Consider the following 23,211-nt stretch of genomic DNA (forward strand, 5'->3'; position numbering starts at 1 on the left):
CTCAAATAATAAAGTTTAGTTAAATTAGGATTTGTGTTTAATTTTTTTGTAGATTTGTTAAACAAAATAACCAATAGCATTTATGAAAAATACAATTAAAGGGTTATCATTGGTTTTAAGTTTGATTTTTAGTTCGTGTACAGCTAAAGAAAAACCATTCGTAAAAGAGGAATTTAAAGAACCTGTAAAAGTAAAAGTGAAAGAAGGTATGGAAGTAGCAACATTTGCTGGAGGCTGTTTTTGGTGTACCGAAGCAGTTTTCTTAGAAATAAAAGGAGTAGAGAAAGTGGTTTCGGGATATATTGGTGGGAAAACGGTTAATCCAACCTACAAAGAAATTTGTACAGGAGAAACAGGTCATGCAGAAGCCATTCAAATTACGTTTAATCCGAATGAAGTAGCATATGAAGATTTGTTAGAGATTTTCTTTGGAACACACGATCCAACAACATTAAATCGTCAAGGTGCTGATGTGGGAACGCAATACAGAAGTGAGATTTTCTATCATTCGGAAGCTCAAAAAACAAAAGCGGAAAACTACATTCAGTTATTAGAAAAAGAAAAATTGTACGATAAAAAGATTGTGACAAAAGTTTCATCGGCAACGGTGTTTTATCCAGCGGAAGATTATCATCAAAATTATTACAATCAGAATTCAAGTCAAGGCTATTGCCAAATGGTCATTGCACCTAAATTAGAAAAATTGCGCAAATATTATAAATCGAAATTAAAATAGAAGGGAAAAATTGCTATGAACACTACTATTGAAAAAGAAATATTCGACATTATCGGTGATAATCACCAAATGACATCGGTTGAAACGCCGTTACGACCTGATGCTTTTTTTAAATCAGATGCAGAAAAAATGGAAGTTATTGAACACCATTTTGAAATCATTATGAAAGAATTAGGTTTGGATTTAACCGATGATAGTTTGCAAGGAACACCGCATCGTGTGGCTAAAATGTTTGTGCAAGAGATTTTTTCAGGATTGAATCCAGCGAATAAACCAAAGATTTCGGTTTTTGATAATTCGTATCAGTATGATAAAATGTTAGTAGAGGCGAATATCAGTTTCAATTCTACTTGCGAGCATCACTTTTTACCTATTGTTGGAAAAGCGCACATTGGTTACGTTTCTTCTGGAAAAGTAATTGGTTTATCGAAACTAAATCGTATTGTAGATTATTACGCAAAACGACCACAAGTGCAAGAACGTATGATTATGCAAATTTTCAACGAATTGAAATCGGTTTTAGAAACAGATAATGTAATTGTTGTGATGGAAGCTACACATTTATGTGTATCGAGTCGAGGTATCAAAGATGAAAGCAGCTACACTTCAACCTTACAATATGGAGGTGTTTTCAATCAGAAAGAATTCCGTGACGATTTTTACAAAATGATTCATAAAGAATAGGTTTCAAAAGTGGCATTAGTTTTGTATATTCGTTAGGAAATTTACAACATTAAAATGACACAAGAACCTATTATAAAAACACCCATTCCAGCTAAAAATAACAAAGGAACTATGTTAGTTCTGAGTTTACTTTTTGATTTTATAGGAATGGTATCTTATTTTGTTCCTGTTTTTGCTGAGGTTACCGATTTGTTTTGGGCACCCATTTCAGGAATTTTACTAGTGGTAATGTTCAAAGGAACTGCTGGAAAGTTAGCAGGAGTTTTTGGTTTTATTGAAGAATTACTTCCGTTTGTAGATGTGATTCCGACTTTCACTATAACTTGGTTTTACACTTATGTAATAAGAGGAGGAAAAGGACAAGAATAAAAAAAGAAGCTTTAAGGCTTCTTTTTTAGTTTAGTGTCAAAGTATCTTCCGATAAAACCTAATTTCATTCGGTCTAGCATTTTCTTTTCAAACTCCCAAAAGAAAGTGAATTGTCCAAAAATAAAACCAAAAAGAACTAAAAGCACTTGATAAATAGGAAATATTAAAACCAATCTTAGAATTCGGTACAACCAATGTGGTTGAAAAGTTTCTGGAATACCAATTAAGGATAAAAAAGGTTTTGCTAATTGTAATGAACTAAATCCCGTAATAGCAAATACTATAAAAATAATCGTTAATTGCCAGTTTGAAGTTACATTCCAGCGTTCTTTAAGTTTCTTCATAACTATATTCTTGGTACAAAACCGCCTAATTGTTGTTTGTTGGTAAGTTGAAAATAGACCAAGTAATTATAAATCATGTAATTTACTTCAAATCCATAATCAATTCCTGTTTGGTAATTAATTGTCATTTCATATAAATTTGGATTGTATTGAGATGGTAACATGGCTCTTCTATTCCATTCTAACACCCAAATTCTATTTCTAGCTTCTAAATAAGATTGTGTATAATAATTTCTAGGCCTAGCATAACTATTGAACCAAGAAGTGAATCCACCATCAATTATAATAACATCATATTCAATTTCTTCGTTGGATATACGAATTGTATCACTTTCTAGCTTTGGTTTGTCTTCAAAAGTTTTTTGATTTTTTGAAGAATTACAAGCCATGAGCACTGAAAAAATTGTAAAAAATAGTACAATAATTGATTTCATAACTTATGTTATTTAGAAAGTATAAAGATAAAAAAAAGCACCGACATAAGTCGATGCTTTAAAATATTTATAATGAAATTTTATTTGCCAAAAAGTTTTCCAAGTAAACCTCCTAAACCACCTTTTTTTGTAACGGCTGCCATAGCATCTCCCATATCTACTTTTCCATCATTATTTTGATCTAAGCCAAATTGTCCACCGTATTTAGAAACGGCATCCATTAATCCGCCACCATTTCCACCAGAAATAGCACTTACTAAATCACTCATGTTAAATCCAGGTTGGTTCGGATCTTTAGCTTTATTAACTAATCCTCCCAAAATTTGTGGAATTAATCCAGAAGCAACACTTCCGGCAGCATCAGATGATAAACCGAATTTTTCTCCTAAGTTTCCAGTTACTTTTTCAGTCAATTGTTGAACAACTGGGTTATTGCCATCAATAGCTGTTTTACCGCTTAACATTCCACTTAAATCGTTAATGTTTCCACTTGCAACTATATCTTTTAAACCAGAAAGGATTGAACTTCCAGCTTCTTGCATTACGGCATCATTTTGTTCATTTGGAACCGCTGGATTGTTTACAACAGCTTCGCCACCAAATTGTTTTACTAATTCTGAGAGTTGATCAAACATAATTTTAAAGTTTTTTGTTCAGTTAAAGATAATAAAATTTTAGTTATTTTTCAATAAACTGATGATCTGCTCTGCAAGTTCAGTTCCAATTCTATCTTGTGCTTCTTCTGTAGCAGCTCCAATATGAGGAGTTAATGAAATTTTAGGATGCATCAAGATTTGAATTTCTGGTGTTGGTTCTTTTTCAAAAACATCTAAACCTGCAAATAATACTTTCCCTTCATCTAAAGCTTCAATCAATGCTACTTCATTAATCACACCACCACGAGCACAATTTACGATTCCTACATTTTCTTTCATTAACTGGAATTCAGCTTTATCAATTACATAACCATCTTGCGCAGGCACGTGTAACGTAATAAAATCAGAATGTTTAATTACATCATCTAATGATTCGGTAACAATTTCAACATTAATAAATTGTCCGTTGTAGAAATCCACACGAATTACCGCTTCGTTAACATATTTATCAGCAGCAATTACTTTCATTCCTAGTCCTAAAGCCATTTTTGCAACTGCTTGACCAATACGTCCAAAACCAATAATTCCTAAAGTTTTTCCACGAAGTTCAATTCCGTTAGCATAGGCTTTTTTCAATCCGTCAAAATTGGTGTCGCCTTCTAATGGCATATTTCTATTCGCATCATGTAAGAATCTTACTCCAGTGAATAAATGAGCAAAAACCAATTCCGCCACACTTTCAGATGAAGAAGCTGGTGTATTGATAACATGTAAACCTTTTTCACGAGCATATGCTACATCAATATTATCCATTCCAACACCACCACGACCAATAATTTTCAATCCTGGACAAGCGTCAATAATGTCTTTTCTAACTTTTGTAGCACTACGAACTAATAATACTTTTACATCATTTGTATTAATAAAATTAGCCACTTGTTCTTGAGCTACTTTTGTTGTAATTACTTCAAAACCTCCTTTTTCTAAAGCTTTAATTCCGCTTTTTGAAATTCCGTCGTTTGCTAAAACTTTCATTTTATTTTTATTTTTTTATGCCAGTTACTATTTACTAGTTACTAATTACTAAATTTTATTTTCTAATTCTTTCATTACATCAACCAAAACCTGAACACTTTCAATTGGTAACGCATTATACATCGAAGCTCTATATCCACCAACCGAACGATGTCCAGCTAAACCAGAAATTCCAGCTGCTTTCCACATGCTGTCAAATTTTTCTTGATGTGCTTCATCATTTAATAAGAACGTAACATTCATATTACTTCTGTCATCTTTAGCGGCAGTTCCTTTGAATAATGGATTTCTATCGATTTCGTTGTAAAGTAAATTAGCTTTTGCTTCGTTAATTTTTTCAATAGCAGCAATTCCACCTAATTTTTTCAACCATTGTAAGGTTAAAAGTGATGCGTATACTGGAAATACGGGTGGCGTATTGTACATACTTTCTTTAGAAACGTGTTGTTGGTAATCTAACATGCTTGGAATCGTTCTTCCTGTTTTTCCTAGTATTTCAGTTTTTACCACTACTAATGTTGCACCTGCTGGACCCATATTTTTTTGAGCTCCGGCATAGATTAAATCAAATTTTGAAAAATCTAATACGCGTGAAAAAATATCCGAACTCATATCGCAAACCAAAGGCACATTTACTTCTGGAAACGATTTCATTTGGGTTCCAAAAATAGTATTGTTACTAGTACAGTGGAAATAATCGGCATCAGCAGGAACGCTATAACCTTTTGGAATATGATTGTAATTTTCAGATTTTGAAGAAGCTACTACAACTGTTTCTCCAAAAAGTTTTGCTTCTTTAATAGCGCTGCTTGCCCAAGTTCCCGTATCTAAATAAGCTGCTTTTCCGTCAACTTTCATTAAATTGTATGGTACCATTAAAAATTGCATGCTTGCACCACCACCTAAAAACAATACTTCGTATCCTTTACCTTCTAATCCTAAAAGCTCTAAAACTAAAGCTCTCGCTTCGTCCATAACGGCCACGAAATCTTTACTTCGGTGAGAAATTTCTAAAATAGATAATCCTGAGTTGTTGAAATCTAAAATAGCTTGTGCTGATTTTTCGAATACTTCTTGCGGAAGGATACATGGACCTGCACTGTAGTTGTGTTTTTTCATTGTGTTGTAGTTATTTATTTGAGAGAGCAAATTTCGCAAATAACTATGAAAAAACAGGTTTTAATTTGATAATAATTTTAGGATATTATTAAAGAAAATAATTTAGAAATCAGGAAAAATTATCAATTGTATAATTATATTTTTGATAAAAATGCCAAAGTATCTACATTATCTGCATAATCCCAAAGTTTCGGTTGTTGGGTTTGACCAAAAGCTACTGAATTAGGAATTAAATTTTTAGATACAATACACTGAATTTGCTCAGCATCAGTATGTAATCGATTTTTGATTTCTTCTAAGTCGTCATAAAATTCATAAAACACAGAAGAAATAGGAGAAGAGTAACTCACATCTTCTTTAATCGTTAAAAACTCATTGTCTAATAATTGAAAATTACTCATTAAGAAAACCGCTTTGTTGTAATCGTAATTATTGGCGTATTTTTCGTAGTGAATCACATCGCGATATTCGTACATTGCTTTAAAGAAGGTTTCAAAATTATACCCTTTTGGAACAAAAAGTTTAGAAACATTTCTGCATCCCAAACCAAAATATCTAAAAATATCTTCTCCTAAACCCACTAAATCTTCATGCGATTCTGTTCCATTTAAAACCGCAACCGAATTTCTGTTTTTACGAATAATACTCGGTTTGTCTTTGAAATAATATTCAAAATAGCGTGCTGTGTTGTTGCTTCCAGTAGCAATTACGGCATCAAAACCTTCTAATTTGCCTTCTACAAAAGTTATTTTTGAGTTAAGTTTGGGTTCGATAGCAATCAAATAATTTGCTAAAAATTTTAATAAATGTTGGTCGTTAGATGAGGTTTTTACCAATACATCATGCCCCGAAATCAACACCGAAAGAAAATCATGAAAACCCACTAACGGAATATTTCCTGCTAGAATTAATCCAACTTTTTTAGGTTCAATTTTTGAAAAATAGTAGCTGGAAAGCCACTGATTTAGGTTGTCTTCAGTTAAAGCTTTCGTCCAAGATTGAATGCTATGTAAAACTTGTTCTGGAGTAAACCAACCATTATGTGATTGCGAAAGTTCAATCAAGTTGGCAAAGTCATCAAAGAACAAATCGTTATGTAAAACCGATGCCGATTTAACGTTTCCTTCTTCAGAAAATTGACGTAAGAAATTCCCTAATTCAACAAAACTCGATTTTATTTCACTTTGTAACATTTGTAACTTGTTTATATTTAGTAGACGTTGTATTTTTGCACAAAGATATGAAGTGAAAAGGCATTAGCCAAAAGTTTAAATTAATAAGAGTCTCAACTTTTAAACAATTAAACTTTTAAACAATTAAACGTAAAGAAATGGCAATTATAATAACAGATGAGTGTATCAACTGCGGGGCTTGCGAGCCTGAATGTCCAAATACAGCAATTTATGAAGGAGCAGATGATTGGAGATGGAAAGATGGTACAAAACTAAGTGGTAAAGTAATTTTACCTGATGGAACTGAAGTAGATTCAGATGCGGCTCAAACCCCAATTTCTGATGATATTTATTACATTGTTCCAGGAAAATGTACGGAGTGTAAAGGTTTTCATGAAGAGCCACAATGTGCTGCAGTTTGTCCAGTAGATTGTTGTGTTCCTGATGATAATCACGTAGAAAGTGAAGAGACATTGTTAAACAGACAATCGTTTTTACATAACGAATAATTGTTTTTTTAAACGATAGTAAAAAGAGGATTTTCATTTAGAAGATTCTCTTTTTTGTTTTTTAATGGTTTAGAAACTTCATCTTATTAGTGTTTTATAATTAAATTTTCGTTATATTTGGTTGATAATCGGGAATTTATGATAAAAAAACTCACTTTTTTATTATGGTTTTTCACAACTTTCGTCTTTTCACAAAATTTGGAATTTACCATAATTGTGAAAGATTTCGATACCGATTTGCCTATTGAGGAAGTTACAATTACTGCTCTCAAAACCCGTCAAGGATTTCTAACCAACAAAGAAGGAAAAGCAATCATTAGTCTAACTCGATCTTCTGATTTAGAATTCATTCATTCTTCTTACAAGACTCTTGTGGTGAAATTTGCAACCTTAGATAAAAAGGAAAATGTAGTGTATTTAGAGCCTAATACACAGCAATTGGAAGAGTACATCATCACAAAAGATCATCCTCAAGAAATTTTAAAACGGATTATCGAAAATTCCAAATCTAAAATTACCATTCCGATTAGTTTGAAAGTCTATTTGCACGAATTTTACAAACGTGATAATGAAATTATTTTTTTTAATGATGGACTAATTAATTTTCAAATTTTAGGAAGTGAAAAGGCTATAAAAACGGATATTTTGGTAGAACAAAATCGAGCTGTTGGTGTTTTAGATGGCGATATCGATCCCAATATATTAGGTTATGATTTGAATAATATCATCGAAAATTATTACCAATTCAAATATCTTGAAGAAGTTCTTGATTCGCGAGCTAGGAAAATTTATGATTTTTCGGTAAAAACCTATCCTTCAAATGAGGATTATTTGGTAATAAAGATTGTTCCGTTACCCGAATCTAAGGGGATTTTGTCTGATTTTATGGTAGTGTATGATAGCAACAAAAAGTTGATAATCGAAGTTAGTTCGTATGTAACTCCAGACCGACTTCAAGCGTACAAAGAAAATATGTTTGCTTCTAGAAAAGTTTATAAACTTGAATTTAAAAATACGTTCCGACAAGAAGGAAATTACTATTATTTGGCAAATTCTAAAGAAGTTATTGGTTTTGAAAAAAAATATAAAAATAAAGAACGAAGAATAGAAGTCAAGAACCATATGGTAATTACCGATTTCAATAAAAAAACCTTTGAATATGGCGAAAAAAATATTTTCAAAGGAAAATCGCTTATCAATAAAAAGACTTCTTTTTTTACTGACTATTGGGATATCGAATCAGGTTTTGTTTCTACTGCAGAAGAAAAAGCAATCATTGAGCGATTAGGAAAAGGCAACGAAGAAATCCAAAAAGAAGTCGAAAATCCAAAAGAATAACTACTTCGTCATCATATTTAATCTTTTGGGTGTAATTAGTTTTGTTTATAGATTTTCGTCACTTCGAGTGATTTTTAAAAGTAAAAATGCTAATTTTTACTTTTAAAAATAGTATCGAGAACTATAGAAATTATAATTTTTATTACTGTTCTTGCATTTTATATATTCCCATTCAATGCGTTTTTATTTAATACTTTGATACTAATCAGGATTAAAGTATATTTGCGCACTTTTAAAAATACATTTAAAATGAAAGCAGGAATTGTAGGATTACCAAATGTTGGAAAATCAACTTTATTTAATTGTTTATCAAACGCAAAAGCGCAAAGTGCGAACTTTCCGTTTTGTACTATAGAACCTAATATTGGCGTAGTAAACGTTCCAGATCCACGTATTGCTCGTTTAGAGGAATTGGTTAAACCAGAGCGTGTTCAAATGGCAACAGTAGATATCGTAGATATTGCAGGTCTGGTAAAAGGAGCAAGTAAAGGAGAAGGTTTAGGAAATCAATTCTTAGGAAACATTAGAGAATGTAACGCCATTATCCACGTTTTACGTTGTTTTGATAACGATAATATCGTACACGTTGATGGAAATGTAAATCCAATTCGCGATAAAGAAACAATCGATATCGAATTGCAATTAAAAGACTTAGAAACGGTTGAAAAACGTTTGGAAAAAACCAATCGTGCAGCAAAAACTGGAAACAAAGAAGCACAAGCTGAAAAAGCTTTGTTAGATAGAATTCGCGAAACTTTATTAGCTGGAAAATCAGCTCGTACGGTAGTTCCTCAAAATCAAGATGAGGTGGAGATGATGGAAGAATTCCAATTAATCACTACAAAACCAGTTTTATATGTTTGTAACGTTGATGAAGCTTCGGCTGTAAACGGAAACAAATATGTAGACCAAGTTCGTGAATTAGTAAAAGATGAAAATGCAGAAGTTATCGTGCTTTCAGTTGGAGCAGAAGCGGATATTACAGAATTAGAAAGCTACGAAGAGCGTCAAATGTTCTTACAAGACATGGGATTAACAGAGCCAGGTTCGGCAGTGTTGATTCGTGCGGCATACAAATTATTGAATTTACAAACCTATTTTACAGCTGGAGTTAAAGAAGTTCGTGCATGGACCATTAAAATTGGAGATACAGCGCCAAAAGCAGCTGGAGTAATTCACACCGATTTTGAAAAAGGATTTATCCGTGCTGAGGTTATCGCATTTGAAGATTTCTCCAACTACGGTTCAGAAGCAAAAGTAAAAGAAGCTGGGAAATTAAGAGTAGAAGGTAAAGAATACATTGTAAAAGATGGTGATGTAATGCATTTCCGTTTTAATGTGTAAATATGAAGAGAGTCTTATTATTATTAATTCTTGTTTTTAATTCGGTTTTCTCTCAAGAAAAGGTTAGATTGGGTATTCATTCTGGATTAAATCATTATTCGTTGAGAGGAAGTGAGGTTTTGGATGATGTAGATTCAAATTTTGGATATGCAATAGGTTTGAATTTTGAATATAAAATTTCAGAAAAACTTTCTTTATCAACAGATTTAATTTTCGAAAAGAAGCAAGTAAATTATTCTTATGATTTTGTTTATACTCCAATGAGTCAAGATGGAATTCCTGGAGAAGATGAAAAATATAACGGAATAACAAAAAATTCGTTTAATTTTATAACATTGCCAATTACTCTGAAGTACAAAATAGGTAATAAAAACCCTTATTTTGTTAAGAGCGGTGTTTATGTTGCTAAAATGATTTCTCAAAAAGAAAAAACAGAAGTCTCGCCTTCTTGGACATATTATGGGAGCCCTAATGATAACTTTCCAATGGTTTCTGGTATGGATAATCAAGATTATGGTTTAACATTTTCTATAGGTAAAGAATTTAAAATCAAAGATAAAAACTATTTAATTGTTGAATTAAGAGATAATTTAGGTTTTCATAATTCTGTATCAAGACTTTCGGCTGATGGTTATAGTAATCAAAAAATCAAAACAAATACACTGACTTTATTAATTCAATGGTCATTTGGATTATAGTTTGCGAAATAAAAAGATAAAACCGTTGAAGTAATTCAGCGGTTTTTTTGTGGCATAACATTTGCTCTGGCAAAACAAAACAAACTATCATGAAAAAATATTTTATTCTAGCCACATTTGCTTTGGCTATGGTTTCCTGTAAAGATCATGGATTAAACAACAGTTTTATTTATTTTTCTGAAGCCCAACCCACAAATGTGGATGAAATAACAGCATTTCCAAAGAAGTTTGTTCGAACCTATACATTGGATTATTCCCATCGTTTGGTAGTAGAGCCAAAATGCGCTTATGTTAAAGAAATTGAAACCATTACGGCTTTAAAATCTGAGTTGGATTCGATTCCTGAATTTGAATTGCGTAACAATCAAGTTTTCGATAAATCCGAAAATAAACCGTATAAAACGTTTATAAAAGGCGATACAATTGCGTTTGAAATAGAACGTTTGGATACCATTTTTTCTTTTGCAGAAAACGAAATCGCCAAACAATATAAATCGTCATTGATTTTGAATAAGGAAATAGATGGGAAATACCAAACCAGTATTTTAAGATTATCGACTGTTGGAGCAAAACACATTCAACTTGGAACTAAAAAAGATTTTACCAAATTAAATTCCGAACTTAAAATTCCATTCGTAGTCGAAATGAAGGAAAGCGACACACTTCACGTTGTTTTAACACCATCACGTGCCGATTTTAGAAAATTACTTCGTTTAGATGGATTTGAATATGCAACTTTATATTTGATGAAATAAGGTATTATGAAAACCATCAAAAAACTATTGAAATATCTAGCGATTTTCATTTTATCGTTGGTCACGTATTTGTTAATCGTAACCTTATTGTCATTTGTTTCTGTAAACGAAGATTTGGTTGAAAATCAAAAAGAAATTCCAATTTACATTCTAACAAACGGCGTTCATACCGATATCGTTTTACAAATTAAAAACGAACATCACGATTGGTCAACCCAACTCAAATTTGAACATACCAAATCAAAAGACACTACGTATCAATATGTGGCTTTAGGTTGGGGCGATAAAGGTTTTTATTTAGAAACTCCCACTTGGGCAGATTTGAAAGCAAGTACAGCTATAAAAGCAGCTTCAGGTTTGAGCACATCGGCTATGCATGTGACTTTTTATAAACATTTGAAAGAGAACCAATCTTGTAAAAAGATTCAAATTTCGTTAGGAAATTACAAAAAGTTGGTTGCATTCATTAAGGAATCTTTCCAAACTAAATCAGGTGAATTTCTAAAAATAGAAACCGATGCCGTTTACGGAAAACACGACGTTTTTTATGAAGCCAACGGAAGTTACTCGCTATTTTACACATGCAATTCTTGGGCAAATCAAGCCTTAAAAGCAGCCAATCAAAAAGCAGCCCTTTGGACAATTTCCGATAGTGGGATTTTTAGGCATTATGAGTAGTTAGAAAGTCTTTTTTCTTTCCTCTTTTTTCTATCTTCTTAACCATATTTTGTCAATAACTTATCGTTTTTTCGCTTCTAAACTTTGGAGATAAATGCTATATTGCACAAAATCCAAAATCTGTCTATGTTAGAGCAAAATCAATATACCGAAGACAACATACGTTCGCTCGATTGGAAAGAGCACATTCGAATGCGTCCGGGTATGTATATCGGAAAATTAGGTGACGGTTCATCGCCTGATGATGGTATTTACATTCTGTTAAAGGAAGTTATGGACAACTGTATCGATGAATTCGTTATGGGTGCCGGAAAAACCATTGAAGTCACTATCAAAGATAAATTGGTAACTGTTCGCGATTATGGTCGAGGCATTCCATTAGGAAAAGTGGTTGATGTAGTTTCCAAAATGAACACAGGAGGAAAATACGATTCCAAAGCCTTCAAGAAATCCGTAGGTTTAAATGGTGTCGGTACGAAAGCGGTTAATGCACTTTCGAATTACTTCCGAGTAGAATCGGTTCGTGATAACCAACATAAAGCAGCGGAATTCTCAGCCGGAAATCTTACACTGGAAGAAGATATTCAAGAAACTACAAAACGTAAAGGAACCAAAGTTTCTTTCGTTGCCGATGATACGATTTTCAAAAACTACAAATACCGAAACGAGTACATCATCAAAATGCTCAAAAACTATTGTTATTTAAATCGCGGATTAACGATTTATTACAATGGTGAAAAATACGTTTCGGATTACGGATTGAAAGATTTATTGGAAGAAAATATTTCGGTTGAAGATATGGTGTATCCAATCATTCACTTGGAAGGAGACGATATCGAAGTCGCAATTACGCACAGTAAATCCCAATATTCAGAAGAATACCATTCGTTTGTAAACGGACAAAATACCACACAAGGAGGAACACATCTAGGTGCTTTCCGTGAGGCGATTGTAAAAACCATCAAAGAGTTTTATAACAAACCTTTCGAAGCTTCTGATATTCGTAAATCGATTGTTTCTGCGGTTTCGGTTAAAGTCGAAGAGCCTGTTTTCGAATCGCAAACCAAAACCAAATTAGGTTCCACAGATGTTGGTCCGAATGGTCCAACGGTTCGTACGTTCGTAAATGATTTCATCAAAACGAATTTAGATAACTTCTTACATAAAAATCCAGAAGTTGCCGATGCATTATTGCGTAAAATTTTACAAGCGGAGCGCGAACGTAAAGAACTATCTGGTATTCGAAAATTAGCTAAAGAACGTGCTAAAAAAGCAAGTTTACACAATAAAAAATTGCGCGATTGCCGTGTCCATTTAACCGATGCTAAAAATCCAAGGAGTTTAGAAAGTACGCTTTTTATTACCGAGGGAGATTCGGCTTCAGGGTCGATTACAAAGAGTCGCGATGTGAATACACAAGCGGTTTTCAGTTTACGTGGAAAACCATTGAATTCGTATGGGATGACTAAGAAAATCGTGTACGAAAACGAAGAATTCAACTTATTGCAAGCTGCGTTAGACATTGAAGAATCGATGGAAGATTTGCGTTACAACAACATCGTAATCGCAACCGATGCCGACGTGGATGGTATGCACATTCGTTTGTTGTTGATTACGTTTTTCTTGCAGTTTTTCCCTGAGTTAATCAAAGACGGACATTTGTATATTCTACAAACGCCTTTATTCCGTGTGCGAAACAAAAAGGAAACGATTTATTGCTATAGCGAAGAAGAACGAGTAAACGCCATTGAAAAACTAAAACCAAAACCAGAAATCACCCGATTCAAAGGATTAGGGGAAATTTCACCAGACGAATTTAAGCATTTCATTGGGCAAGACATTCGCTTAGATCCAGTCATGTTAGATAAAGCCACAACGATTGAAACCTTGCTAGAGTTCTACATGGGTAAAAACACCCCAGACCGACAAGATTTTATCATCAACAATTTGAAAGTGGAGTTGGATGTAGTGGAAAAAAATTAGTGTTCAGTGTTCAGTTTAAAGTGAGCAGTGATATTCAATTAAAAATGTATTCTGATATAATTCAGCATAAAAATGAAAGACGAAGAAGATAACATCATCCCAGAAGACGACAATTTAGAAAATCAAGACCAACCTCAAAAAGAGGAAGGTTTTGAGGATATTCATGTGTCAACGGGACATCATTTTTACGAAAACAACGAAAATCCAGAAGATACCATTACAAAAGTTACAGGAATGTACAAGGATTGGTTTTTGGATTACGCTTCCTATGTAATTTTAGAGCGTGCCGTTCCTGCGATCGAAGACGGTTTCAAACCCGTACAACGTCGTATTATGCATTCCATGAAGGAGTTGGATGATGGTCGTTACAACAAAGTAGCGAATATCATCGGGCATACCATGCAGTATCACCCACACGGAGATGCGAGTATTGGCGACGCTATGGTGAACATCGGACAAAAAGATTTATTGATTGATTGCCAAGGGAACTGGGGAAATATTCTAACTGGTGACGGAGCCGCAGCACCTCGTTACATCGAAGCGCGAATTTCAAAATTTGGTCACGATGTATTGTTTTCGCCAAAAGTTACCCAATGGCAATTGAGCTACGATGGTCGTAAAAACGAACCAATTCATTTGCCTGTAAAATTCCCATTATTGTTAGCACAAGGTGGAGAAGGAATTGCGGTAGGTTTATCAACTAAAATTTTGCCTCACAATTTCAATGAGTTAATCGATGCGTCTATTAAAATTTTAAAAGGAAAACCTTTCACACTTTTTCCAGATTTCCCAACAGCCGGAATAGCAGATGTTTCCAATTATAATGATGGAATGCGAGGTTCTCGTGTGCGCGTGAGAGCCAAAATTGCACCTTTGGATAAAAATACTTTGGTAATTACCCAAATTCCGTTTTCAACCGATACTACAAAATTGATTGATAGTATTTTGAAAGCCAACGAAAAAGGGAAAATCAAAATCAAGAAAATTGAAGATAATACGGCTGCTGAGGTTGAAATCGTAATTCATTTACAACCCGGAACTTCGCCAGACAAAATGATTGATGCGTTATATGCATTCACCGATTGTGAATTGTCTATCGCGCCTCTAGGTTGTGTTATCGAAAATTGTAACAAGCCATTGTTTATTGGTGTTTCCGATATTTTGAAGATTTCTACGAATCGTACGTTGAATATTTTAAAACGTGAGTTGGAAATTCAATTGGACGAACTCGAAGCGAAGTGGCATTTTGCGAATTTAGAGAAGATTTTCATTCGTGAAGAAATGTATATCGACTTCAAATTATATTCGGATAGAGATTCACTATACAAATACATGTACGACCGATTTGAGCCTTTCAAATCCATTCTAATTCGTGAAATTGAAGACGAAGATTTACAGCGATTGACGCAAATTCCAATGATACGTATCACAAGATTTGACTCGGATAAAGCGGATGATGCGATTGCGAAATTGGAAGCCGAAATCGAGCAAGTGAAATACCATTTGGATCATTTGATTGATTATGCTGTGGATTACTTCACCAATTTAAAAGACAAATACGGAAAAGGAAGAGAACGCTTAACTGAATTACGTAATTTCGACAACATTCAAGCTACGAAAGTAGTATTGCGTAACCAAAAATTCTATGTGAATAGAGAAGAAGGTTTCGTAGGAATGGGCTTGAAAAAAGACGAATATGTTGGCGAATGTTCCGATATTGATGATATTATCGTTTTCTTACGTGATGGAAAAATGATGGTCACCAAAATTGATGATAAGAAGTTCATCGGAAAAGATATCATTCATGTTGCGGTTTTTGATAAAAACGACAAGCGTACCATTTATAATATGATGTATCGCGATGGTAAAAACGGTTCGACTTTCATCAAGAGATTCAATGTTTCTGGAGTAACTCGTGATAAATTCTATGATTTAACACAAGAAAAACCAGGTTCGATGGTATCGTATTTCTCAGCGAATCCAAATGGTGAAGCAGAAGTGGTTACGATTTTATTGCGCCAAGTTGGAAGTGTGAAAAAACTGAAATGGGATGTCGATTTTTCCGACATTGCTATCAAAGGAAGAGCTTCACGAGGAAATACGGTTACCAAATATCCAATCAAAAAAATCGAGTTAAAAGAGAAAGGAATTTCAACTTTACGTCCGAGAAAAGTTTGGTTCGATGATACGGTACAACGTTTAAATGTCGACGGAAGAGGCGAATTGTTAGGCGAATTTAAACCAAACGACCGCTTATTAATCATCAACCAATCAGGGAAAGTAAAAACGATTATTCCAGAACTTTCTACCCATTTTGATGAAGACATGATTGTGTTGGAAAAATGGAATCCAAATAAACCCGTTTCTTGTATTTATTTCGATGGCGAAAAAGAGCGTTACTTTGTAAAACGTTTCTTAATTGAAAACGAAAACAAAGAAGAAATCTTCATTTCCGAACACGAAAAATCACAATTGGAAATCGTTTCTACCGATTGGCGTCCAGTGGCTGAGGTTATTTTTGCTAAAGTGAAAGGCGTTCAAAAAGAAAACCAAGTAGTGGATTTGGAACAATTCATAGCAGTAAAAGGAATCAAAGCATTAGGAAACCAGTTAACTACGGATAAAATTAAACAGATTAACCTATTAGATCCGTTGCCTTATGAAGAAGTATTAGATGAGCCAGAAACAACAACAAACGAAGCTTCAGAGGAAGGAAACGATATTCAAGATTTCAACATAGAATTAGACGACGACGGACAAATTACGTTGTCTTTAGAATAAGATTCTGACCTGCAAGGTATTTTACTTTGCAGGTTTTTTTTATTGATTTTTATCATTTTTCATCCCAAATAAAACACTTAATTTCGCTCTAAATTAAAACACAACAACAACATGTCAACATTTCCATCAGACATAGAAATTGCGCAAAATGCAATCATGTCTCATATTAAAGATATTGCCAAAAAAATCAGCATTTCAGAAGACGATTTAGAATTTTACGGCAAGTACAAAGCCAAATTACCACTACACTTACAACAAGAAAACCCAAAAGGAAAACTGATTTTAGTTTCTGCCATGTCACCAACGAAATATGGTGAGGGAAAAACTACTATGTCGATTGGTTTAACGGACGGATTGAATTATATTGGTAAAAAAGCGATTGCGGTTTTACGTGAGCCTTCACTTGGACCTGTTTTTGGATTAAAAGGTGGCGCAGCTGGTGGAGGTTATGTTCAAGTGTTGCCGATGGAAGACATCAATTTGCATTTTACTGGTGATTTTTCGGCTATTGAAAAAGCGAATAACTTACTTTCAGCGGTGATTGATAACAATTTACAAAACACTAAATATTCTTTAAATCTTGATCCAAAATCGATTGCTTGGAAACGAGTTATGGATATGAATGACCGTTCGTTGCGTCAGATTATTATTGGAGTAGGAGCAAAAGCGAATGGCACAATGCGTGAAGATGGTTTCAATATTACACCAGCTTCGGAAGTCATGGCGATTTTATGCTTGGCGAAAGATTTAGAAGATTTGAAATTCCGTTTAGGAAATATATTTGTTGGAAAAACGTTAGATGGAAAAGCTATTTTCGCTCGCGATTTGAATGTAGTAGGAGCTATGGCAACTTTACTGAAAGATGCGATAAAACCTAACTTAGTGCAAACCATTGACGGAAATCCAGCTATTTTGCACGGTGGACCATTTGCTAGTATTGCGCAAGGAACTAATACCGCAATCGCAACAAAAATGGGCTTATCGTTAGGTGATTACGTAGTAACAGAAGCAGGTTTTGGTGCCGATTTAGGTGCTGAAAAATTCCTTCATATCAAATGTGAACAAAGTGGCTTAAAACCAGATGCAGTAGTTTTAGTAGCAACAATTAGAGCTATTAAGCATCACGCCGGATTAGCTCCTGAAGATTTTAAAACAGAAAACGTAGGCGCGATTGAAAAAGGCTTCTGCAATTTGGAAAAACACATTGAAAACATGCAACAATTTGGATTAAATCCTGTAGTTTGTATCAATGCTTTTCCAGATGATACACAAGCCGAATATGATAAATTGAAAGCATTGTGTGCTTCAAAAGGTGTAAGTGCTATCGTGAGTACAGCTTTTGCTCGAGGAGGAAAAGGTTCGGCTGAAGTGGCGCAAAAAGTAATTGAAGAAATTGAAAAAGGAACTGCGAATTACAAACCTTTGTACCAACCTTTCGATTCTATTGAGCATAAAATCAACGTAGTTGCTAAAAATATTTATGGTGCGAATTCAGTTGAGTTTTCTCCAAAATCGAAAGCACAATTGAAAATGATTAACGATTTAGGATTTGGTCAGTTTTCGATTTGTATGGCGAAAACGCCTGCGAGTTTTTCTGATAATGAAAAGTTAATTGGTCGCCCTACGAATTTTGATATTACGGTTCGTGAATTTGAAATTTCATCTGGAGCTGGATTTGTAGTGCCATTATTAGGTGATGTAATGCGAATGCCAGGTTTACCAGCGGTACCAAATGCAGAACGAATTGATATTGACAATAATGGTGTGATAATAGGATTGTCGTAATCATATCTTCTATAAAATAAAATGTCCCGAAAATATCGGGACATTTTATTTTATAATAACTTTTTAATTAGTTTTTCTTACGCATCTTCATATTGATGAATTCTACTGCTAACGAAAAAGCAATTGCAAAATAGAGATAACCTTTAGGAACCGCTCCCACATGTTGCCCTGCTAATTGCGCATTCGATAAATGCATACTTTCAGTGATTAACATAAATCCGATTAGAATTAAGAAAGCTAAACCTAAGATTTGAATCGAAGGATTCGCATTTACGAAATTTCCAACTGGAACTGCAAATAACATCATTATTCCTACAGAAATTACTACGGCTGTAATCATAATAACTAATGCGCCTTCAATACCATTTGTCATACCAACAGCGGTTAAGATACTATCAACAGAGAAAATAATATCAATTAACAAAATTTGACCAATTACGCTTACAAATGATTTAGAAGCTGAAGTTTTCAACTCTTTCTCTTCTTCTCCTTTATGGTCTACTTTTTCGTGAATTTCTTTAGTACTCTTATAAATTAAAAACAATCCACCAAGTAATAATATCAAGGCTTGACCAGTAATATCAGCTGAAAACCAACCAAAATCAAAGCTAAACCAAGGTGCTTTCATGGCAATTAATAAGGTAATTCCAAATAACAATGCGATACGCATAAACATGGCTAAGAATAATCCAATTCGGGTTGCTTTTTTACGTTTTTCTTGCGGTAATTTTCCCGTAACAATAGAAATGAAAATGATGTTATCGATTCCTAAAATAATTTCTAAAAAAGTTAAGGTTAAAAGTGCCACCCAAGCATCGGGATTTAAAAATACTTCCATTTTTATGTTTTAGTTTTAAAACTAGTTATACGTTGGCTAGTTCAGTTTTGTTACAGTCCCGCGTTGTTTTTTTGAGTCTCCAACAAAGGAATATTCAAATGTATAGGAGTTCGCATTGGTAGTCAAAATTTTCATTTGAACTGCTTTTTTCTCTTCTCTATTTTTTGGATGAGTATTTTGCATAATGTATTCACAATCATTTGTCCATCGAACTTTAAAAGTGTCAATTTTCCCTTCGTATGTTTCAATTTGAATAGAATCGTTTCGTTCGAATGTGCTTGTGTATTTTTTGCCATCAATTTCAGTTTCTGATGTGAATTTACCAGTTTTGAAATCTTTACAATTACGTTCTTGATTGTAACAAGAAGCTAGCAATGTAAGTAGTAATAAACTGCAAATAGAATATTGTATTTTGAATTTCATAATTGATTTTTGAAATGGATTTTGTTATTGATTGTTTTTATCGCCATCAAATAAGCTTTTGACTAAAGTCATTATACCTTTAAATATTAAAAACATAGCTGCTAAGGCAATAATAATTCCTAAACCTAAAATGTAAGGATACAAAGGATGTTTTACATTTTTGAACGCACTGTTGATAATTACTGGTCCAAGAAATAATAGTGGTAAAGCGCCTGCAAGATATTTTACGCCTTTTGCTAGTATGTTTTTATCAGTTGCCATTAGAAATTAATTCGAAGTCCAACTCCGTTAACATTATTTACTAGATTCAATTCGAAATTATCACCTAAAGTTTTCTTTTGTTCTTGTAATCCCGAATTATAAATATCAACACTGTTTTTTACCATTTTCTTTCTTCCTGATAAAATTGGAATCGAAACGGCCATTAAACCAACCCCTGCATAAGTTAATGCTGTAGGATATTTTACATCAGATGCTAATCCCATTGCTAAATCTGCTACAGTTCCACCAATTCCTAAACCAAGTAAAAAACCACCAAGCGATTCTTTCGTTTTGGCTTTTTTAAACAAATGCAACGCTTTTAAATCGGTTTTCATTAATGTTTTAGTTTCAAAAGAAGACAATTGTTCACCGTCTTGATAAATTTTCCCTTTTGTATATTCTAATTTTTGAGCAAAAGATATTGAGAAACCTAATATTGCTAAGATTAAAAAGAATTGTTTCATGATATATTTTATTTGTTGTTATTGTAAAAATCTACCGCATTTCTGACACTTCCGTGTGTTTGTAATAATTGATTGGCTTCTTCATAACTTACTGGAATTTCCTCCATAATCATTCGCGTTCCTCTATCAATTAATTTAGTGTTGCTCAATTGCATATCCACCATTTTGTTGCCTTTTACTTTTCCCAATTGAATCATAGTTGCAGTTGAAAGCATGTTTAAAACCAATTTCTGAGCGGTTCCAGCCTTCATGCGTGAACTTCCTGTTACGAATTCTGGCCCAACCACTACATCAATCGGAAATTTAGCGGTTTTTGATAAAGGACTTTCCGCATTGCAACTAATACTTCCTGTACTGATGTTGTTTTGATTGCACATTTCTAAACCGCCAATAACATAAGGTGTAGTTCCCGAAGCGGCAATTCCAACAACTACATCATTTTCATTGATATTCCATTGTTGTAAATCTTTCCAAGCTTGTTCTTTATCATCTTCGGCAAATTCTACTGCTTTTCTAATGGCAGTATCACCACCCGCAATAATTCCAATTACCAAATCAAAAGGAACTCCAAAAGTAGGCGGACATTCCGATGCATCAACAATTCCTAAACGCCCCGAAGTTCCAGCTCCAATATAAAACAAACGACCGCCTTGTTTCATTTTCGAAACGATTTCAGTCACTAATTTTTCAATTTGTGGTAATGCTTTTTCAACGGCTAACGGTACGGTTTTGTCTTCGTTGTTAATATTCGTCAACAAATCCGTCACCGACATTTTTTCTAAATGTTCGTATTTGGAAGCTTGTTCAGTGGTTTTGGTAAAGTTCATGCGATTATTTTAAAACGTGATGCGCCAAAACATTCTGCACATCATACACATTAACTGATTTATTAAATTGTTTCACGATACTTGGATGAGCTTCGCTTGAAACCCAAATTTTCAATTCGGCTTCTAAGTCAAAAGTTCCTGCTGTTTCTACGCTGAAACGTGAAATACTTTTGTAAGTAATGGATTTGTATTCAATTTTGCTACCGGTAATTCCTTGTTTTTCAATTAGAATTAATCGTTTGTTGGTAAAAATAAAAGTATCACGAATCAATTTGAAACCCAATTCGATTTCTTCACCTGTAATTAAAAGTTTGCCGTAATCTTTTACTAAAGTTTCTTGATTTACAGCACCTGCATTGCCAAGTAGCGCAGAAAATAATCCCATATTAAATATTTTAAATGTTCTTCAAATTTAAGTAAAAAGTATTTATGTTTTATGTTGATTTACGATTAATGCGAATGTCCCATTTCAATGATGTAAGCCAACACAAAACCAAATACAATCATGGTGATTTTAGCCAAATTGAATTTATGCCCTTCGTTACTTTCAAAAATAATCGTTGACGAAATATGAAATAAAATTCCAACTACAACCGCAGAAATTTCTTTTGAGTAATGTTGGGCAAAATGCATTTGTTCCGCTAATAACGTTCCAAGCGGTGTCATCAATGCGAAAGAAAACATAAAAGCAAAAATCATCATTTTATTCATCTTCGCATTTACGAAAAACAAGGTCAAAATGATAGCAATTGGGAAGTGGTGAATTGCAATTCCATACGCTAAATTATTGTTTTCGTGAATTGGGAAACCTTCTAATAACGCATGAATACACAAACTAACAAACAACAACCACGGTATGTGATGTAATTTATTATGCTCGTCGGTATGCACGTGAACGTGACCGTGTTCAGCACCTTTTGAGAAAAATTCTAGTAAGATTTGAAATAAAATTCCAATCATGATGAATACACCAACTGGTAACGTCGCATGTGTTTCTTCGCCTTCATGAACGTGATTATATCCTTCGCTAAATAATTCAGGAAGTAAGTGTAAAACGGTAAGCGAAAGTAAAAACGCACCACTAAATGCCAACAATAACTTGATGTTTTTTTTCTTTTGAGGTTTTAAAAACAAAGCGATTAAAAACCCTAAAATAACAGCCGAAAAGGTGATGATATATTGCATTATTTAAAAATCATAATTAAACGTTCTGATTGTGTTTTAAAGAATTTTCGCAATTTATAATCACCAAAAATATCTAAAAGATAAATACCAGCTTCTTCCATCATTTTTTCAAAATCTTCTAAGCGAAGAGCTTGTACTTTTTCGGTGAAATGATATTGCTGACCTTGGTCTTCAAACGAAATTTCTTTGAAAATATGACCGTCTTTGTAATAACGTTTGATGTGAAAATCAATTCCGTCTACCGATTTTACTTCATCGGCAACCAAATTTTCCAACACATAATCCACATTCATAAAATCGATAACAGCAAAACCCGTTTCGGTTAAACTATTGTGAATGGCTTTAATGGTTTTGTAATTGTCAGCATCGTCTTCGAAGTAGCCAAAACTAGTGAACAAATTGAAAATCGCATCATATTTTTCATTACATGTTTCGCGCATATCGTGCACTTTGAAATGCAGTTTTTCATTGGCAAACTCAGACGCTTCTTTAATACTGTTTTCAGATAAATCAGCACCCGTAACATCAAAACCTAATGAATTCAAATAAATCGCATGACGTCCTTTTCCACAAGCCAAATCTAAGATTTTAGCATCTTCAGGAAGGTTTAAATAATGCGTCAAATTGTCTATTAACAATTGCGCTTCTTCGTCGTTGCGTTCCTTGTATAAAATGTGATAATATTCGGTATCAAACCAAGATTCGAACCAATTTGAAGGTTGTTGGTTGTTTGTTGTTGCTTGTTTATTATTGCTATCTGACATTAATTCTGAATTCGTTTCTTTCAAGTAGCAAATTTAATGTATTTTTGCACAAGAATACCCTAATTATTACGATTGCAATTGATTTTTGC

26 protein-coding genes are annotated in these 23,211 nt (G+C 33.6%); 12 read left to right on the top strand and 14 right to left on the bottom strand.

Annotation, left to right across the window (positions count from 1 at the left end; genetic code table 11):
* Positions 1-208 precede the first annotated feature (208 nt).
* The 3 genes from msrA to IM755_RS09110 are packed head-to-tail and all read left to right on the top strand — an operon-like array spanning position 209 to position 1,789.
* Entirely contained in the window at positions 209-736 is a 528-nt protein-coding gene (gene msrA, locus IM755_RS09100; RefSeq protein ID WP_228063932.1) for a peptide-methionine (S)-S-oxide reductase MsrA, read from the top strand.
* A gap of 15 nt (positions 737-751) precedes the next feature.
* Positions 752-1,420, top strand: a complete 669-nt coding sequence (gene folE, locus IM755_RS09105; RefSeq protein WP_194096038.1) for a GTP cyclohydrolase I FolE — start codon at positions 752-754, stop codon at positions 1,418-1,420.
* A 54-nt stretch (positions 1,421-1,474) separates the two neighbouring features.
* Positions 1,475-1,789, top strand: coding sequence for a hypothetical protein (locus IM755_RS09110; protein WP_194096040.1), 315 nt, complete (start codon positions 1,475-1,477; stop codon positions 1,787-1,789).
* An 11-nt stretch (positions 1,790-1,800) separates the two neighbouring features.
* Here the strand turns inward: IM755_RS09110 and IM755_RS09115 are convergent, their stop codons facing one another.
* From IM755_RS09115 to IM755_RS09140, 6 genes are all read right to left on the bottom strand, one after another.
* Positions 1,801-2,133 carry a DUF6787 family protein gene (locus IM755_RS09115; protein ID WP_026726235.1) on the bottom strand — a complete coding sequence of 111 codons (333 nt, stop codon included), beginning with the start codon at positions 2,131-2,133 and terminating at the stop codon, positions 1,801-1,803.
* Between the two features lie 2 nt (positions 2,134-2,135).
* The gene (locus IM755_RS09120) at positions 2,136-2,567 is read right to left on the bottom strand and encodes a DUF6146 family protein (RefSeq protein ID WP_194096042.1); all 432 of its coding nucleotides are present in this window, start codon (positions 2,565-2,567) and stop codon (positions 2,136-2,138) included.
* Between the two features lie 80 nt (positions 2,568-2,647).
* A complete protein-coding gene (locus IM755_RS09125; RefSeq protein WP_194096044.1) occupies positions 2,648-3,202 on the bottom strand; it encodes a DUF937 domain-containing protein in 555 nt (184 codons plus the stop codon).
* Positions 3,203-3,241: 39 nt separating this feature from the next.
* A complete protein-coding gene (locus IM755_RS09130; RefSeq protein WP_194096046.1) occupies positions 3,242-4,198 on the bottom strand; it encodes a D-2-hydroxyacid dehydrogenase in 957 nt (318 codons plus the stop codon).
* 48 nt (positions 4,199-4,246) lie between these two features.
* Positions 4,247-5,317, bottom strand: coding sequence for a 3-phosphoserine/phosphohydroxythreonine transaminase (serC, locus tag IM755_RS09135; RefSeq protein ID WP_194096048.1), 1,071 nt, complete (start codon positions 5,315-5,317; stop codon positions 4,247-4,249).
* Between the two features lie 134 nt (positions 5,318-5,451).
* Complete coding sequence (locus IM755_RS09140; protein WP_194096050.1) at positions 5,452-6,510, bottom strand: acyl-CoA reductase; 1,059 nt, start codon at positions 6,508-6,510, stop codon at positions 5,452-5,454.
* A 137-nt stretch (positions 6,511-6,647) separates the two neighbouring features.
* On the opposite strand from IM755_RS09140, the gene IM755_RS09145 reads away from it, so the two are divergent.
* The 9 genes from IM755_RS09145 (at position 6,648) to IM755_RS09185 (ending at position 18,360) form a co-directional block, all read left to right on the top strand.
* Entirely contained in the window at positions 6,648-6,998 is a 351-nt protein-coding gene (locus tag IM755_RS09145) for a 4Fe-4S dicluster domain-containing protein (protein ID WP_026726242.1), read from the top strand.
* A gap of 198 nt (positions 6,999-7,196) precedes the next feature.
* Positions 7,197-8,336, top strand: coding sequence for a hypothetical protein (locus IM755_RS09150; RefSeq protein WP_228063925.1), 1,140 nt, complete (start codon positions 7,197-7,199; stop codon positions 8,334-8,336).
* Between the two features lie 249 nt (positions 8,337-8,585).
* Positions 8,586-9,680 (top strand): redox-regulated ATPase YchF, encoded by a 1,095-nt coding sequence (ychF, locus tag IM755_RS09155; protein ID WP_194096055.1) that lies wholly within the window; start codon positions 8,586-8,588, stop codon positions 9,678-9,680.
* A gap of 2 nt (positions 9,681-9,682) precedes the next feature.
* On the top strand, positions 9,683-10,378 hold the full coding sequence (locus IM755_RS09160) for a porin family protein (protein ID WP_194096057.1): 696 nt from the start codon (positions 9,683-9,685) through the stop codon (positions 10,376-10,378).
* 89 nt (positions 10,379-10,467) lie between these two features.
* Positions 10,468-11,133: a hypothetical protein gene (locus IM755_RS09165; RefSeq protein WP_194096059.1), complete on the top strand. Its 666-nt coding sequence runs from the start codon at positions 10,468-10,470 to the stop codon at positions 11,131-11,133.
* A 3-nt stretch (positions 11,134-11,136) separates the two neighbouring features.
* Positions 11,137-11,811, top strand: a complete 675-nt coding sequence (locus IM755_RS09170; protein ID WP_394368308.1) for a TIGR02117 family protein — start codon at positions 11,137-11,139, stop codon at positions 11,809-11,811.
* 126 nt (positions 11,812-11,937) lie between these two features.
* A complete protein-coding gene (locus IM755_RS09175) occupies positions 11,938-13,794 on the top strand; it encodes a DNA topoisomerase IV subunit B (protein ID WP_194096065.1) in 1,857 nt (618 codons plus the stop codon).
* 72 nt (positions 13,795-13,866) lie between these two features.
* Positions 13,867-16,575, top strand: a complete 2,709-nt coding sequence (locus IM755_RS09180; RefSeq protein WP_194096067.1) for a DNA gyrase/topoisomerase IV subunit A — start codon at positions 13,867-13,869, stop codon at positions 16,573-16,575.
* 111 nt (positions 16,576-16,686) lie between these two features.
* Complete coding sequence (locus IM755_RS09185; RefSeq protein WP_194096069.1) at positions 16,687-18,360, top strand: formate--tetrahydrofolate ligase; 1,674 nt, start codon at positions 16,687-16,689, stop codon at positions 18,358-18,360.
* A gap of 67 nt (positions 18,361-18,427) precedes the next feature.
* Here IM755_RS09185 and IM755_RS09190 read toward each other — a convergent pair whose 3' ends face one another.
* The 8 genes from IM755_RS09190 to IM755_RS09225 all read right to left on the bottom strand — a co-directional run bounded on the left by IM755_RS09190 (position 18,428) and on the right by IM755_RS09225 (position 23,122).
* Positions 18,428-19,198 carry a TerC family protein gene (locus IM755_RS09190; RefSeq protein WP_194096071.1) on the bottom strand — a complete coding sequence of 257 codons (771 nt, stop codon included), beginning with the start codon at positions 19,196-19,198 and terminating at the stop codon, positions 18,428-18,430.
* A gap of 36 nt (positions 19,199-19,234) precedes the next feature.
* On the bottom strand, positions 19,235-19,621 hold the full coding sequence (locus tag IM755_RS09195) for a DNA topoisomerase IV (RefSeq protein WP_194096073.1): 387 nt from the start codon (positions 19,619-19,621) through the stop codon (positions 19,235-19,237).
* Between the two features lie 24 nt (positions 19,622-19,645).
* Complete coding sequence (locus tag IM755_RS09200; protein ID WP_194096075.1) at positions 19,646-19,882, bottom strand: DUF6095 family protein; 237 nt, start codon at positions 19,880-19,882, stop codon at positions 19,646-19,648.
* On the bottom strand, positions 19,882-20,346 hold the full coding sequence (locus tag IM755_RS09205; RefSeq protein WP_194096077.1) for a hypothetical protein: 465 nt from the start codon (positions 20,344-20,346) through the stop codon (positions 19,882-19,884). The genes IM755_RS09200 and IM755_RS09205 overlap by 1 nt, the downstream gene beginning before the upstream one ends.
* An 8-nt stretch (positions 20,347-20,354) precedes the next feature.
* Entirely contained in the window at positions 20,355-21,173 is an 819-nt protein-coding gene (gene murQ, locus IM755_RS09210) for an N-acetylmuramic acid 6-phosphate etherase (RefSeq protein WP_194096079.1), read from the bottom strand.
* Positions 21,174-21,177: 4 nt separating this feature from the next.
* Entirely contained in the window at positions 21,178-21,558 is a 381-nt protein-coding gene (locus tag IM755_RS09215) for a PH domain-containing protein (protein ID WP_026726256.1), read from the bottom strand.
* Between the two features lie 65 nt (positions 21,559-21,623).
* The gene (locus IM755_RS09220) at positions 21,624-22,358 is read right to left on the bottom strand and encodes a ZIP family metal transporter (protein WP_194096082.1); all 735 of its coding nucleotides are present in this window, start codon (positions 22,356-22,358) and stop codon (positions 21,624-21,626) included.
* The gene (locus IM755_RS09225; protein WP_194096385.1) at positions 22,358-23,122 is read right to left on the bottom strand and encodes an SAM-dependent methyltransferase; all 765 of its coding nucleotides are present in this window, start codon (positions 23,120-23,122) and stop codon (positions 22,358-22,360) included. Before IM755_RS09225 ends, IM755_RS09220 begins: the two co-directional genes overlap by 1 nt.
* Positions 23,123-23,211: the final 89 nt, after the last annotated feature.

Source organism: Flavobacterium proteolyticum (assembly GCF_015223105.1).
GTDB classification, from domain to species: domain Bacteria; phylum Bacteroidota; class Bacteroidia; order Flavobacteriales; family Flavobacteriaceae; genus Flavobacterium; species Flavobacterium proteolyticum.